This is a genomic window from Thiohalocapsa halophila (assembly GCF_016583825.1).
GTDB classification, from domain to species: Bacteria; Pseudomonadota; Gammaproteobacteria; order Chromatiales; family Chromatiaceae; genus Thiohalocapsa; species Thiohalocapsa halophila.
On sequence record NZ_NRRV01000194.1, the window covers coordinates 1 to 1,247 of the forward strand.

Below are 1,247 nucleotides of genomic sequence, written 5' to 3' on the forward strand. Positions count from 1 at the left end.
GCCTTGTCCAGGTAGTTCAGGACACCGATCGCCGATGCGATGGTTGCCCTATATTTGAAGTGGGAGTTCACGAAGCCCAGCGCTCCCGTGCGGCCGACAAATGGGAAGGCAATCGCACCCAGTGCGAAGGTCGGCAGAACCGTCCGATCACTGATCTCCTTCGACCAAAGCTGAACGTCGGTTCTCGTGCTGATCGTGTTGTTGAGGATACTGGCAATCTGCGCCGCGGTTGTTCGTTCTCCCGTCTCGCGTACGTCGATGCGAACCTTTCCCGACAAGACAATTGTCAACGCAAAGACTTCGTCGCCCTCGCCCTTCTCCGCGGGTTGCGACTCGCCGGTCAAGATATGCTGATCGACCGAAGCGCTGCCGTCTGCGATGACACCGTCAACGGGAATGACTCCGCCGGCACCGACAACGACGACATCACCTGCTTTCAACCGCTCGAACGGGATTTCCAGCTCCGCATCTCCCTCCAGCACCCAAACTGTGCTGGGCTGTTGTTTGAACACATCGATAATGTTCTTCTTCGAGTCATCGCTGATCTTGTCCAACAGCTTTCGATTCAGGCTGAACATAAAGACCGAGAAGCTCGCGAAGAAGAGATAGCCATTCGCGACCAGCAAGACCTTCATCAGCGCGGATAGGGAGTCCACCGTGAGCTTTCTATCGCGGGCGAGGCTACGCCATCCCTCGCGGACGGCGAACTGGGTGATGTAAGCGATACCCGGAAGACTCAGCAGCGTCATAGGCGGATAGAAGACGTTTCCGGCCCCTGCCAGCGCCATCGACACCAGGGAGACCTTCATGTTCCGATCGTTCAGCTTCTTCCTCTGGCTCTTGGCTCCGATGTTGTCCGCGGAGAACTCCTTGATCTGCTGCTCGCGGACGCCGCCCGTGAACGGCATCACCCGCTCCTGTTTCGGGCCGCGGCGCTTATGACGCAGCAGTTTGCTCTTCTTTGGTCGACCGACCAAATAGATACCAGCCCCGGTCGCACCGATCATCTCCAGCACCATCAAGATTCCTGCTCCGCCCCTTCGCTTGCACGGCATCCCGGCAAGGCGTTCTTGAGGTTTCGCTCATGCGCTTCCAGGGCACGATACAATTCGCCAAGATGCAGGTCGGACACTCGCCTCATGTCCGGGGTGACCAAGCGCCGCTTTTCTTCGAAATCCGGTAAGAACCCCTGGGACCCCGTGTCGTCCTTCGAGTAGATGCCGAATTGCCCTTCCATGTCTACGAGG

2 protein-coding genes are annotated in these 1,247 nt (G+C 58.0%); both read right to left on the bottom strand.

The genetic code is table 11. The annotated features are described in order from the left end of the window. A partial coding sequence (locus CKO31_RS25920) for a P-type ATPase actuator domain-containing protein (protein ID WP_498370624.1) occupies positions 1 to 1,019 on the bottom strand: 1,019 nt, incomplete at its 3' end. Beyond that, a partial coding sequence (locus CKO31_RS26570) for a hypothetical protein (RefSeq protein WP_207148123.1) occupies positions 1,019 to 1,247 on the bottom strand: 229 nt, incomplete at its 5' end. The genes CKO31_RS25920 and CKO31_RS26570, both read right to left, overlap by 1 nt.